The organism is Acinetobacter lwoffii (genome assembly GCF_024129355.1).
Classification (GTDB): Bacteria; Pseudomonadota; Gammaproteobacteria; order Pseudomonadales; family Moraxellaceae; genus Acinetobacter; species Acinetobacter lwoffii_I.
Genome location: NZ_JAMXXP010000001.1, coordinates 1 through 12,330, shown reverse-complemented (window position 1 = coordinate 12,330; position 12,330 = coordinate 1). Strand labels below are relative to the sequence as shown.

At 41.2% G+C, this 12,330-nt stretch carries 9 protein-coding genes; 3 read left to right on the top strand and 6 right to left on the bottom strand.

The features are described from left to right. Window positions 1-12: 12 nt before the first annotated feature. Window positions 13-1,161, bottom strand: coding sequence for a RelA/SpoT domain-containing protein (locus NI468_RS00045; RefSeq protein ID WP_253098940.1), 1,149 nt, complete (start codon window positions 1,159-1,161; stop codon window positions 13-15). Window positions 1,162-1,596: 435 nt separating this feature from the next. Between NI468_RS00045 and dhaK the strand changes: the two genes are divergently transcribed. Next, a complete protein-coding gene (dhaK, locus tag NI468_RS00040; protein ID WP_253098938.1) occupies window positions 1,597-3,327 on the top strand; it encodes a dihydroxyacetone kinase subunit DhaK in 1,731 nt (576 codons plus the stop codon). Window positions 3,328-3,448: 121 nt separating this feature from the next. Here dhaK and NI468_RS00035 read toward each other — a convergent pair whose 3' ends face one another. Then, the gene (locus tag NI468_RS00035) at window positions 3,449-4,723 is read right to left on the bottom strand and encodes a glutaminase (protein ID WP_253098936.1); all 1,275 of its coding nucleotides are present in this window, start codon (window positions 4,721-4,723) and stop codon (window positions 3,449-3,451) included. A gap of 342 nt (window positions 4,724-5,065) precedes the next feature. Between NI468_RS00035 and NI468_RS00030 the strand changes: the two genes are divergently transcribed. Beyond that, a complete protein-coding gene (locus tag NI468_RS00030) occupies window positions 5,066-6,172 on the top strand; it encodes a GGDEF domain-containing protein (protein WP_253098934.1) in 1,107 nt (368 codons plus the stop codon). Window positions 6,173-6,190: 18 nt separating this feature from the next. Here NI468_RS00030 and NI468_RS00025 read toward each other — a convergent pair whose 3' ends face one another. Further along, entirely contained in the window at window positions 6,191-6,997 is an 807-nt protein-coding gene (locus NI468_RS00025; RefSeq protein ID WP_253098932.1) for an SDR family oxidoreductase, read from the bottom strand. A 20-nt stretch (window positions 6,998-7,017) separates the two neighbouring features. Further along, window positions 7,018-7,689 carry a hypothetical protein gene (locus tag NI468_RS00020; RefSeq protein WP_253098930.1) on the bottom strand — a complete coding sequence of 224 codons (672 nt, stop codon included), beginning with the start codon at window positions 7,687-7,689 and terminating at the stop codon, window positions 7,018-7,020. A gap of 174 nt (window positions 7,690-7,863) precedes the next feature. On the opposite strand from NI468_RS00020, the gene NI468_RS00015 reads away from it, so the two are divergent. Then, window positions 7,864-10,758, top strand: a complete 2,895-nt coding sequence (locus tag NI468_RS00015) for a valine--tRNA ligase (RefSeq protein WP_253098928.1) — start codon at window positions 7,864-7,866, stop codon at window positions 10,756-10,758. Between the two features lie 47 nt (window positions 10,759-10,805). Here the strand turns inward: NI468_RS00015 and NI468_RS00010 are convergent, their stop codons facing one another. Beyond that, entirely contained in the window at window positions 10,806-10,982 is a 177-nt protein-coding gene (locus NI468_RS00010) for a hypothetical protein (RefSeq protein ID WP_155237102.1), read from the bottom strand. Between the two features lie 702 nt (window positions 10,983-11,684). After that, window positions 11,685-12,053: an endonuclease domain-containing protein gene (locus NI468_RS00005; protein ID WP_253098926.1), complete on the bottom strand. Its 369-nt coding sequence runs from the start codon at window positions 12,051-12,053 to the stop codon at window positions 11,685-11,687. Window positions 12,054-12,330: the final 277 nt, after the last annotated feature.

Below are 12,330 nucleotides of genomic sequence, written 5' to 3'. Positions count from 1 at the left end.
GAGGGGATTTTTTTAACTTACTTTTTTTCTTGCTTGATTAGTAAAGTATCCAATAAACGCTGCTTGTCTAATTAACGCAATGTAATTCCAAAAAACCTTCGAATCAGCAAAATAATTTGGATAAGCTTCTTTAATCCCACCAACGGCATTCGATGAAACTAATGCGACAACCCAACTTTTATTAGCAGCTAGAGTAGTTTCATAAAAACTGTATCGTTTAGACGCTTCAGAATATTGAGATTTATCATAGTATTCTGTATCCAACCGCCCTGTAAAAACATTTAACCTTAGTAAAACATAGCCTTGCTTAGATTTCCCCTTAAGAATTTTCTCATCAATTGAATGCAATGATCTCGCATATTCTTGCAATAAGGACTCAATAGTATAACTACTACCTGGTATTAATTTCGTCACAAAGTTATGTATATATACAGCTTCATTCATCGAATTTAAGTTCTCTTCTTTTTTTATAAACTCTATATATTCTGTAACCATTGATCGTTGATCATTTCTTTTAAATCCTTTTAAACTTTCGATAATTTCGAACTGATTACTTACATACTTGAAGAATAGACGCCACTCTGTTGTGCCTTCATTCAACTTCAAATTTTGATTCGTAAATAAATCTATAATTTCTAAACTAGTAGCCCAACAATGTTGTAATGCTGTTCTTAATTGAACTTCTATATTTTTGAGTTCCTGATCATCATTTAAAAATTTTCCAATTATATGGATACTTCTATATCCATCAGCTTTAGGTTCTAGAATATAGTCTTTGAATTTAACATTGCCATCATCGTTCATAAAATTTGGTTCTTTACACAATTCATCAAATAATTTTTTTACTTTTTTATTATTTGCCAAGACAATTCTAATACCTCCAATGTCCTGCATATTTTTCAGGCTCATTTTATTAAATCTTTTTAATTTCTTTACGATAGATTCAGTTCTTTTTATTCTTTTAGCAATAAAAGCAGCGCTATCAGTTGAATAGACTTTACTTTTTAGAAAATTTTCGCATGTATCCAATGCAGTAATATGACTATCTCTCCAATCAGTCAAAACACTCATCGTTTCAGACAACAATTTTTTATCAAATTCAATAGCTGAACCAATTAAGTCAAATCCAGCTTTTTCGATTTGTTTTTTCGAATACTTCATAGCACTAATTTTCTTATTTTTTAAATTTTATAATAGTTTACAGAAAAAATGTAGTTCATTTAATTGACTAACCTAAGTTGTGCCAAAGCTTCATCTCAGTTTCGATCTGCTTCTAATCCATCATCAGTGAAGTATTGACTACAATCATACTCAATCACTGTTTCCACCCTCACCCCGACCCTCTCCCAATGGGAGAGGGAGCATTCATTACTATTTGAATGCTGACATGAATTTATGAATAGACATTCCCTCTCCTTTTAGGAGAAGGTTAGGGAGAGGTAAAATTTAACAACCAATAAAAAATCTGAAACTGCCCCTTTTCTGAACGCTCACCCCAAAATCATCTGTTTTTACATTTTTAAGTCAGCAAATTTCAAACATTTCCATAATAATAAGACTTTAGACATCTCCCAGAATACGTGAAGGCTTTCCTCCATGAAAAAACTCATCAACAACCCAGAAAATCTGGTTGTCGAAATGTGCAAAGGCTTTGTCCTTGCTCACCCTGAACTACAATTTACCGAATCGCATAAAATCATTTCACGTAAACAAAAACACAATAACGTCGCACTGATCAGTGGCGGTGGTAGTGGTCACGAACCTGCACATGCAGGCTTTGTTGGTACAGGCATGTTAGACGCTGCCGTATGTGGTGACGTATTTGCATCGCCATCTCAAATTCAAGTCTATAAAGCCCTACAGCATGTCGCAACAGACAAAGGCGTGCTGATGATTATCAAAAACTATTCTGGCGATATGATGAATTTCCAGAATGGTGCAGCTTTAGCTATGGAAGATGGCATTAAAGTCGATTATGTCAAAGTGGCGGATGATATCGCAGTAAAAGACAGCCTCTACACTGTGGGTCGTCGTGGTGTTGCTGGTACCATCTTCGTGCACAAAATTGCAGGTGCAGCAGCATCAAAAGGTTTAGAGCTTGCGGAAGTCAAAGCTGTGGCTCAAAAAGCGGCAGATAACGTGATTAGCTTAGGTTTTGCTTATAGCTCATGTACCGTTCCGGCGAAAGGTACACCGACCTTTACCCTAGCCGATGATGAAATGGAATACGGCGTCGGCATCCACGGTGAACCGGGCATTCGTCGTGAAAAAATCTTACCATCGAAAGAAATGGCACAACGTATGGTCGATGACTTATTCCTTGACCGTCCTGACATGCAAGAAGTTGCGGTGTTGGTGAATGGCTTTGGTTCAACACCAATGCAAGAACTGTATGTGTTTAACAATGATGTATGCGAACATCTGGCGCGTAAAGGCATCAAAATTTATCGCACATTCGTTGGCAACTATATGACCAGTATCGACATGAATGGTGCATCGGTTTCATTGCTTGCTGTGGATGATGAACTGAAAATCTATCTGGATGCAGAAGCCAATACCCCTGCCTTTAAGCTTGACGGCTCGCCTGCTCTACCATTTGAATTTGCAGCACAAGAAGCAGCAGTAAAACAAACCGCCAATACCGAGGTTGAAACCCAAGCTGAACATGCTGAAATTCAGAATGAGCAATTCACGATAGAAAATATGCGTTATGTGGTCGATGTGATGGCAGCCTGTATTATCAAAAATGAAGTGCCATTCTGCGAGCTGGATGCCCATGCAGGCGATGGTGATTTTGGTATGAGTGTTGCCAAAGGTTTTAAACAGCTGAAACGCGAATGGCAAAGCCTGATTCAAGCGCAGCACATGGATGAATTCCTGCTGAATAGTTCCATGATTATTATGGAACACTGTGGCGGTGCGTCCGGTCCAATTTGGGGTTCAGCATTCCGTGCGGCCAGTAAAACCATTCAAGGGAAACAAACCCTAAGCGTGGCAGATTTTGCCGAGATGCTTCAAGCAGCAGTCAAAGGCATTCAAGTGACAGGTGAGCGTTCATTTGGTCGTGGCGCTGTAGTGGGCGACAAAACCCTGATTGATGCTTTGTTTCCTTGTGCAGATTCATGGTCTGCCAATACAGACAAACCTTTTAAAGAGAACTTTATACTTGGTGCAGAGGCTGCGGTAAAAGGTGCAGAATCGACCAAAGAGATCGTGGCGCGTATGGGCCGTGCTGGTACAGTCGGTGATCGTAGCTTAAGCTATCCGGACGCAGGCGCACACGGCTTAGGCGTGATCTTTACGGACATTGCCGAGCATATTAAATAAACTTTTCAAGATTTGAAAAGAGCCTCGACACTGTTCGGGGCTTTTTTATATTTCATTTCCTCTACTGAGTAAGTTTAAAAGCACAAATAATGAAAGGCATACTCATTCCTATGGATTTGGCTTAATGCAACTTGTCCAAATAGCGCTCTAGTTCTTCTGTCACTACTACCCGCTTATTGCCTTTTACCTGTTCTTCACTCAATACGCCTTCAGAATCAATGACTACCACTTTGTGTCCAGCTGCTTGTAAACGTTTAACGCCTTCAAATAACATGCGTGCACCCACATCATGAATCAGAGTCAAATTGGTCAGGTCTATGACTATACGTGTTTTAGCATCTGGCTCATCCTGCAAGATCCGCAGCAACATTTCCGATTCGGTAAATTGCAATACACCGCGCAGCTCATACACGATAATGTCATTGTTCTTACCTGCTGTATAACGACTTTGCAAAATGGTCTGTGCCGATGGCGTCCCTTCCATCAGATGCAAGCCCATGTCACGCGACAAACGCTCAAAAATATCTACCCCACGTACACTATGCCCATGCTCATCAATTTTAGGAGAAAAAACCACAATTCCCACCTGCCCAGGCAATACCCCGATAATTCCACCCGACACACCACTTTTGGCAGGAATGCCCACCGTCGTCAGCCAGTCACCCGCCGCATCATACATGCCACAGGTCATCATCACGCTGAGCACTTGGCGCACTACATCACGCTCTAACAACTGTTTGCCAGTTTTGGCCTGAACACCACCATTAGCGAGCACACTACAGATATTTGCCAGATCTTTGACCGTCACCTTAATCGCACATTGCTTAATATATCCATTGACGATTTCCACAGGATCCGAATCAAGCACACCTACAGTACGCAGCATATAGCCAATCGATAGGTTCCGGAATGCAGTTTTGACTTCCGACTTATATACCTGCTTGTCGAATTCCAGTTGACGGCCTGCCAGCTCACTTAAAAAACGGCGCAAGCATTCCGCACGTGAAATGCCTTTTTGTACCGGAATCAAAGAATGCGTGGTGATCGCACCCGAGTTAATCATTGGATTTTTCGGAAGATTGGTTTCTTTATCCAGTGAAATCTGATTAAAAGCCTCTCCTGAAGGTTCAACGCCGACCTTTTCCAGTACTGCTGGAATTCCCAAATGCTGTAATGCCAAGGCATAGGCAAAAGGCTTGGACATCGACTGCATGGTAAATTCGGTTTCATCATCTCCCGTGGAATAAATCGTGCCATCCACCGTAGTCAGCGCCAAAGCGAACTTGTTTGGATCTACCGCTGCCAGTTCAGGGATATAATCAGCCAAAGCGCCCTGATTATTATCATGACAGACCGTTAATACATGCTGGAGATAATCGGGCACCGGGGTTTTCATTCAGATAGATCCTTTATATTTTTATCCTTTTTCTACCTTAAATTTTCAGGATAAAACTACAAGTCCAAATTGGTAGCATTTTATAAATACGTCCATTGATTTGAACTAAAACAAATGCCTTTTCAGCTCCATGATCATCAGGCGTGAGAGGAATTTTGATAATATTTTTTTGATTTTTATAAAATATCAAGCAGTTCTATAGGTCATTTCGATCAGTTTGATTGTCAATTTTATTTATATTTTTCATCGTAATAAATGATATTATTCACCCACCTGCTCACATTATAATCCAACATGCTGATCCCGGATTTGAATTTTTACAGTCTACTCGTGCCCAGCATCATGTCGAGCCTGGGGATCATCACGCTGAGTATTTCCTATTATAAAGGCTTACCCAATTATTTAAGATCTTACGCTTATGCACTAATTCTGATTGGCGTGACGATATTACTCAATACCGTTTTATCTGCATCAGTTTTAGTTGAAATCTCCAGTTTCATTGCTGCTCTTTACTTCTTGTCCTGTACCTTTCACAGCAAAGCCATTTATGAGCGTTTAAAAATCGACTATGTATGGCCAAACTATATTTACCTGATTGCCTTGGGTGCGTTTGGCATTTACTACTTTACCCAAGTGACTGCTGACCAGACTGTCCGTTTGCTGATTATTGGTAGCATTACTGCGGCAATTTATTTGCATCGCCCGATTGCCTTTATTCGGACGAGTACACGCTTACGTATCGACAGTTACCTGAAAATTTTTACCTTCGCGACCACGTTCATCATCATGGGACGTGCTTTGCTGTTCTCTGTTTTGCTTGAGGATCAGGGATTTGTCGCCCATTACGAACCGGCATGGGCATTTACGCAGCTGCTCCTGCTGCTGATTGATCTGATCTTTTTAGGTTTATTCATTGGCTGTGCAATTTTGGATCTGGTGCGAAAGTTGCAACGGGAGCGCCATCACGACCCGCTGACCGGATTATTAAACCGCCGTGGCTTTGAAGCCTATATTCAAAAAATAGATCCTAATCCTGCCTTACAGCATGCAGTTTTGATGGCAGATTTAGATCATTTCAAAGCAGTTAATGATCGTTATGGACATCAGGTCGGTGATCTGGTTTTACAACATATCAGTCAGATATTTAAAGCTAACATTCGCAGTAAAGATCAGGTTTCACGGATTGGCGGTGAAGAATTTCTGCTCGTTTTGCATAATATTCAAAAGGATGCCGCCTTTAAAATTGCTGAACGGATCCGGTTGCAGCTTGAAGAAACTCCATTACATCATGAAGAGCAGCATATTTACCTTACTATCAGTATTGGGGTCAGCTTCTTTAACCATCCTACTCAAATTAAAGAAGCCATGTTAGCGGCCGATCATGCCATGTATCAGGCCAAACAGATGGGCCGCAATCAGGTTCATTTCGCGCAAGAGAAAATTGCCTGAATTTGATCAGGCTTTAAATTATTTGACCTTGGTTTTGCGAATCATTTTGTATAACACCTTGGGTGAAATACGCGAAACCAGCACACCGAGTTTTTCTTTCTTGCCGCCAATCACAATATATTCTTCGCCACACTGCAAGGCTTGTACTGTTTGACGGGAAAAATCCTCTGCCGACAGACCATTTTCAATCGCTTCATCTTGCTTGGCTTGTGGCTTGCCTTCCCCATTTAAAGCATTAAACGACACATTGGTTTGAACAAAGCCCGGGAAAATCACCGAGACCTGCACGCCCTGATCAGCCACTTCAGCACGCAAGCTGTTGGCCCACATGTGAATCGCTGCTTTGGCTGCTGAATAAGAAGCTCGATACTGGGTGCCGAGCAAACCTGCCACACTGGAAATAAACACGATACGACCAGATTTTTGTGCCAGAAAGGTCGATAATACCATTTTGGTGAGAAACACCTGAGAGAAGTAATCGACTTCCATAATGGCGCGTTCAGTCTGCATGGTGGTGTCTTGAATCAGGGCACGTTGACTTAGCCCAGCATTATTAATCAGCCAATCGATCCGGCCTTTTTGTTGCAAAACTTGCTCATAAGCATGACGAACCTGACTTTCATCGGTGATATCGGCAATGACTGAAATATGCTGATCTGGATGAGCAAGACTTTGGCGAACATTTTCCAGTTCTGCATGCCGGCGTGCAGTCAGTACCACCTGTGCTCCGAGTGCAGCACATTGTTGTGCAATCGCCTTGCCAATCCCTGAAGATGCGCCGGTAATCCAGACCACTTTTCCATTTAAGTCTTCAACTTTCGCCATGAAATCCTCTTTCCCTTGTTTTAATGAATATGGTGCGGTATTTCATCTTCCAGAAATACCAACAAATGCTCAAAATAATAACTCATTGTATCGGCATCATAGATGCTACCGAGTTTGTCAAAACGTTTATAGCCTAACTGGGTGGTTATATGAATCACCCCATTCAAGGTTTTATCGACCACCACATTAAATTTCAACATTTTTTTCGGTTCACGGATCAGATGTGTCACCCCTTGATCGACCACCTGAGTAAAGGCTTTTAAAGCTGGTGATACATATTGATGATTACCATTTTTCATCTGGTCAATACAGCCGAGCAACTCCATCACCAGCAATTTTTCCACCGGATATCGAACAAAAGCATCACCTTGATGCTCATAGGTCATGCGATGCAAATAGTTCACCATAGGCATCAGACGCTCATTGCCAAACAACGAAACCGACCACGGCATATATTTACGGGTGTTATGCATAATCTGCTGAATCACTTTTTCGGACTCGCTGTCCGGTGAATTGGCCAACTGCACCACCTGACCAAAAATCTGGTCAATAATTTCACAGGCCATATCGGCCAGATTTTCACCTAAGGGTCTGGCAAGACTGTCTCGCTCGCCGGCATTTAATCTGGAATGAAGGTCTTTAAAGCGCTGATGGGTTTCGGGTTGAAGCTTCAGGGAAATGTTATAGCTCATCTTATTATCCTTTTTGATATGCTGCGATGAGTCGCGTTTTTTATCAATCTATCATACGATGAGTTGCTATACATGCCAATTGGCTAAAGTTTGCATTTGGTTAAGCTGCCGCATGCACTATTTTTTTTGCTACAATAGATGCAATTTTTCATTCACTTTTGATCTGTTTAGACTATGACTGACTCAGCGCAAAATATCGCGACAACCTACGATCCGACCGAGATCGAGAAAAAATGGTACCAAACTTGGGAAGAGCGTGGTTACTTTAAGCCGTCTGAAAAAGGCGAATCTTTCTGTATCATGATTCCGCCACCAAACGTCACTGGTAGCCTGCACATGGGTCATGGTTTCAACAATGCCATCATGGATGCCTTGACGCGTTTCAACCGTATGTCAGGTAAAAACACCTTATGGCAACCGGGTACTGACCATGCAGGTATTGCAACGCAAATGGTTGTAGAGCGTCAGCTGGGTGCGCAAGGTATTAGCCGTCATGACTTGGGTCGTGAAAAGTTCATCGAAAAAGTGTGGGAATGGAAAGAACAGTCTGGCGGTAACATTACCCGTCAAATCCGTCGCTTAGGTTCTTCAGTTGACTGGTCACGTGAACGCTTCACCATGGATGAGGGTTTATCAAACGCAGTAAAAGAAGTGTTTGTAAAACTTCACGAAGAAGGTCTGATCTACCGCGGCAAACGTTTGGTGAACTGGGATCCAAAATTACAAACTGCCCTTTCTGACTTAGAAGTTGAGTCTGATAAAGAAGAAGCAGGTTCACTCTGGCACTTCAAATACTTCTTTGAAGATAAGTCACTTCGTACCCACGATGGTAAAGATTACATCGTTGTGGCAACCACTCGTCCTGAAACACTATTGGGTGATACAGCAGTTGCGGTTGCACTTGATGATGAGCGTTATGCAGCTTTAGTTGGTAAGAACATCATCCTGCCAATTACAGGTCGTGCTGTTCCAATCGTTAAAGATGAATATGTAGATAAAGAATTCGGTACAGGCTGTGTAAAAATCACCCCTGCTCATGACTTCAATGACTATGAAGTGGGTAAACGTTGCGAATTGCCAATCATCAACATCTTCAACAAAAATGCTGAAGTGTTGGCTGAGTTTGAATACATCGCAAAAGCGGGCGAACAAATTTCTAAAACCATCCCTGCGCCTGCGGACTACATTGGTTTAGAGCGTTTTGAAGCACGTAAAAAATTAGTAGAACAAGCGGAAGCTGAAGGCTGGTTAGACCAAATTCAACCCTATACGCTGAAGCCACCTCGCGGTGACCGTTCAGGCGTGATCGTTGAGCCACTATTAACTGACCAATGGTATGTGAAAATTGCACCGCTTGCTGAGCCTGCAATTAAAGCTGTAAAAGATGGCGACATTAAATTTGTGCCTGAGCAGTACAGCAACATGTACATGGCATGGATGAACAACATCCAAGACTGGTGTATCTCGCGTCAATTGTGGTGGGGTCACCGTATCCCGGCTTGGTACGATGCACAAGGCAATGTATATGTTGGTCGTGACGAAGCTGAAGTTCGTGCGAAAAACAACATCCCTGCCGATGTTCAATTAAACCAAGACGAAGATGTACTGGATACATGGTTCTCTTCAGGTCTTTGGACATTCTCAACTTTAGGTTGGACTGGCGACGAAGCAAAAGACAAAGCAAACTACTTCTTAAATACATTCCACCCAACAGATGTATTGGTGACAGGTTTTGACATCATCTTCTTCTGGGTGGCCCGCATGATCATGATGACCATGCACTTCATGAAAAATGAAGATGGTACGCCACAAGTGCCGTTTAAAACGGTGTATGTTCACGGTTTGGTACGTGATGGCGAAGGTCAGAAGATGTCTAAATCTAAGGGTAACGTCCTTGACCCATTAGATTTGATTGACGGTGTTGATCTTGAAACTTTAGTACAAAAACGTACCACAGGTTTGATGAACCCGAAACAAGCGGCGAAGATTGAAAAATCAACCCGTAAAGAATTCCCTGAAGGGATTCAGTCTTACGGTACAGATGCGGTTCGTTTCACCTTCTGTGCGCTTGCAAACACCGGTCGTGACATCAAGTTCGACATGAAGCGTGTTGAAGGCTACCGTAACTTTGCCAACAAAATCTGGAACGCAACCCGTTTCGTAATGATGAATGTCGAAGGTCAAACGATTGGTTCAGAAGTACGTCCTGATCTTTGGGAATTGCCTGAACAATGGATCGTGAGCCGTCTACAAAAAGTGGAACAAGCAGTGCAAACAGCATTTGCTACTTACCGTTTAGACTTGGCTGCACAAGCGATTTACGAGTTTATTTGGAATGAATACTGTGACTGGTATGTAGAGCTGACTAAGCCTGTTCTGAATGACGAAAACGTATCGGTTGAGCGTAAAGCTGAAGTGCGTCGTGTTCTTCTTTCTGTAATGGAAGCTTCGTTACGTTTGGCCCATCCGTTAATGCCTTACCTGACTGAAGAAATCTGGCAAACGCTTGCACCGAAACTCAACATTTCGGGCGAAACCATTATGTTGGCGCCGTACCCTGTTGCTGAGCAAGCATTGATTAATGACCAGGCTGAAGCAGATATGCAATGGCTTCAAGGTTTGATTGGTGCGGTACGTAACATCCGTGGTGAGATGGGCTTAGGTAATGCGCGTTTATTGCCTGTTCTTCTGCAAAACACCACTGATGCTGAAAAAGCACAGATCACACGTATTGAAGCGTTGTTTAAAGCATTGGCTAAAGTTGAGAGCATTACTTTCCTTGCTGACGGTGAACAACCACCATTGTCGTCTTCATCTGTAGTGGGTCATGTATCTGTATTCGTTCCAATGAAGGGCTTAATTGACCCGAAAGCGGAATTGGGTCGTCTGCAAAAAGACTTAGACAAGGTTCAAAAACAGCATGATCAAATTGCCAATAAACTTTCGAATGAAGGTTTTGTGGCAAAAGCACCTGCGGCTGTGGTTGAAGGCGAGAAAGTAAAACTTGCTGAGTTTGCTGATCAGTTAGCGAAGATTAAAGCGAATATGGAGCAGATTGCGGCGCTTTAAGGCTGTAGTTTGATTCAAAAAAATCCCCTCTTAGTGAGGGGATTTTTTTAATTCCAATATGTTTGGATAATTTCTTTTATCCAATTAAATAGCGGAACTATTAATATTACTAACACCTGCTGCCAATATCGCAAACTTTCTGGTTGCTCATTAATAATGATAATTGGCTGAGATTTAACAACCTTAGTTCTTTTTTTAGCTTTTGACTTTTTACGTCTAGCCATAAATTCTTTACCTTCTAAATAGAATTTTGGACTACACGTCTGAGTTTTTTAATGATATGCCCCAAACGTGTAAATAAATACAGTTTGGTCATAGGAGTTACTCAAGCAGAGATAGAGAGATTTTTTTGAATTGAAAAATTACGAGTGGTTATAAAAATAATTGGTAAAGCTACTAATAGAATAATTTTAAAGAATGTTTGTAAACTTACCGATTCATTACCCTTTAAGGATTTTGAAAAAAATTTAGAAACTTCTCTATTGATATAGTGATAAAGGAAAGTATCTAAATCAACGAGAATGCCTATTTTTGATAATAGATTGTGATACATCTTTTGGAAATGGGCAAATATAGTTCTTTCACACTCAGTATTACCTAGACGTGATAAAACACCTGCTAATATATCTAATGCGAGTTTTAACTTACTATTTCTACTGAGCAACGAGGAACTACTATTACTATCATCCCAACTCAATATCGATATATTTATACCTTTTTATTCTAAGTTTTAATCATATAAATCCATTAATGTAATGTCAAATTAAAAACACTATATATAGATAATTTAATAATTAAAAACACTATATATAGTAAAAGATCAATTACCCTCACCCCAGCCCTCTCCCCGAGGGAGAGGGAGTGTCATTGGATTTAATGCCTGCATGAATTTAGTAATGAATATTCCCTCTCCTTTTAGGAGAGGGTTAGGGAGAGGTCTGCTTTACTTCAGTACATACTTGCCATAAATGCTCTAAAATCACATCCGTCCTTCCTAAAACATCATGATTCCAATACCGTACAACAGTTAAACCCACAGCCTCTAAAAACTTGGTTCGTTCAACATCGTATTCAATCGCATCATCTGTTCCATGCTGACTGCCATCCAGCTCAATGACTAAACCAATTTCATGACAGTAAAAATCCAAAATGTATGGCTTAATCACATGCTGACGGCGGAATTTCAGATTCATAAAACGCTTAGCGCGTAAAATTTGCCACATGAGGTATTCTGCATCAGTGGCGGTGTGGCGCATTGATTTGGCGAAAGTGAGTAATTGGGGATCTATTTTCATTGTTATTCTCTCTCCCCCTTGCGAAGCAGTGCTTCTCATCCCAAAGGGAGAGGGAACTTTCATTGTGACTTTAATTATTGTTATTTAATTCCAATATTGAAATTCTAGCTTAAATTTATTCTGTAATGGATGTTCCCTATCCTGAGCAAGTTTTAAAGTCCTGCTTTAAAACGAAGCGCAAGTGATGAGATACCGTCTTGGTAGTCAATCAGGTTTTGAGATTATTCGACCAATAAATAATCTCTTTGATAGGCAGTCTGATGTTTTAAAACGCCAT

Excerpts from the sequence above, each read along its gene's own strand:
- NI468_RS00045 (WP_253098940.1), bottom strand. The coding sequence starts at position 1,161 with ATGAAGTATTCGAAAAAACAAATCGAAAAAGCTGGATTTGACTTAATT.
- dhaK (WP_253098938.1), top strand. The coding sequence starts at position 1,597 with ATGAAAAAACTCATCAACAACCCAGAAAATCTGGTTGTCGAAATGTGC.
- NI468_RS00035 (WP_253098936.1), bottom strand. The coding sequence starts at position 4,723 with ATGAAAACCCCGGTGCCCGATTATCTCCAGCATGTATTAACGGTCTGT.
- NI468_RS00030 (WP_253098934.1), top strand. The coding sequence starts at position 5,066 with ATGTCGAGCCTGGGGATCATCACGCTGAGTATTTCCTATTATAAAGGC.
- NI468_RS00025 (WP_253098932.1), bottom strand. The coding sequence starts at position 6,997 with ATGGCGAAAGTTGAAGACTTAAATGGAAAAGTGGTCTGGATTACCGGC.
- NI468_RS00020 (WP_253098930.1), bottom strand. The coding sequence starts at position 7,689 with ATGAGCTATAACATTTCCCTGAAGCTTCAACCCGAAACCCATCAGCGC.
- NI468_RS00015 (WP_253098928.1), top strand. The coding sequence starts at position 7,864 with ATGACTGACTCAGCGCAAAATATCGCGACAACCTACGATCCGACCGAG.
- NI468_RS00010 (WP_155237102.1), bottom strand. The coding sequence starts at position 10,982 with ATGGCTAGACGTAAAAAGTCAAAAGCTAAAAAAAGAACTAAGGTTGTT.
- NI468_RS00005 (WP_253098926.1), bottom strand. The coding sequence starts at position 12,053 with ATGAAAATAGATCCCCAATTACTCACTTTCGCCAAATCAATGCGCCAC.